Origin of the sequence: Gryllotalpicola reticulitermitis (assembly GCF_042651345.1) — a bacterium.
GTDB classification, from domain to species: Bacteria; Actinomycetota; Actinomycetes; order Actinomycetales; family Microbacteriaceae; genus Gryllotalpicola; species Gryllotalpicola reticulitermitis.
This window is the reverse complement of record NZ_JBHSCN010000008.1, coordinates 1-744: the sequence shown is the minus strand read 5'-3', so window position 1 is coordinate 744 and position 744 is coordinate 1. Positions and strand designations below refer to the sequence as shown.

General features: G+C 62.9%; 1 protein-coding gene. It reads right to left on the bottom strand.

Features of this window, described 5'->3' with window-relative positions; translation table 11 throughout:
- Window positions 1-19: 19 nt before the first annotated feature.
- On the bottom strand, window positions 20-744 hold a 725-nt coding region (locus tag ACFOYW_RS16410; protein WP_390231441.1), incomplete at its 5' end, for an HAD family hydrolase.

Below are 744 nucleotides of genomic sequence, written 5' to 3'. Positions count from 1 at the left end.
CGACCGGCTTACGTTCGTCTCAGCTGAGGCGGTCAGCGACCCGTTCGAAGACGCGCCACATCTCTGATGGTTCCGAGACAATGCACTGCATACCTGCTGCGATCGCGCCTCCGTCTTCGGCGGCCGAGTCGCCGATCATGAGGCATCGCGCCGGGTCGACGCGCAGCGCATCGGCCGTCAGATTGAAGATGCGGGGATTCGGCTTCACACATCCGGCCTCGAAGGAAAGTGTCACGACGTCAAAGAGACACAGAAGCTGCCATTCCCGCAGCACTGGTCGTATGTCGAGTGCTGTGTTCGAGACAACGGCCAGCTTGACGCCATGCCGGTTTGCCGCGTGAACGAACTCCGCAGCTCCCGCGTTGAGTGCGACCTGTTTCGGCATCACGTCGTAGAGCGCCGCGGCGAACTGCGGTGGCACGGCTCCGCTACGCCCAACGACGGCGAGGAAGACATCGCGATGAGACGCCGGGTCAAGGTCCCAGTCGGCATCAGGGAACATCATTCGCGCTTCGGACCACACCCCAGGCAGCCGGGTGCTCACCTCGGCGCGCGTCCCGATGTCGACCAGCCCGGTGCGGTCTTCGGCATCGGCGATCCACTGGTCGATCGAGCGGCGAACGGCCAAGGTATTGAAGAAGTCGAGAAGAACCGCATCGGTGCGTAACGCTGGGCTTTGCGCATTTTGGCAGACGTGCTCGGCCGAGTCTTCCACGGCACTACTCATAGCAGAACGACCCGAGT